This is a genomic window from Siminovitchia fortis (assembly GCF_007681465.1).
GTDB lineage: Bacteria > Bacillota > Bacilli > Bacillales > Bacillaceae_C > Siminovitchia > Siminovitchia fortis.
The window spans coordinates 1-216 of record NZ_VEKZ01000211.1; the positions used below are offsets into that span (position 1 = coordinate 1).

Annotated in this window: 1 pseudogene; it reads left to right on the forward strand. The window is 42.1% G+C overall.

The annotated features are described in order from the left end of the window. Positions 1 to 216, forward strand: a pseudogene (locus tag FS666_RS20005) (RNA-guided endonuclease TnpB family protein); the annotation flags it as partial.

Sequence of the window (216 nt, forward strand, 5' to 3'; positions counted from 1 at the left end):
GCTCCAAACGCTATTGGAAGACTCTATATGAGTTAAAGGAGATTTGCCGGAAAATAGCAGCTGCAAGGAAAATGATGCATAACAAACTTGCTAATGACATTCTTTCCGAAGGCAATGAAGTATATGCGGAATGGATGAACTACAAGGGGCTGAACAAAACCCGGTTAGGAAAAAGAATGGGGATCAAAGCACCTGCCGCCTTTTTAGAGATACTTG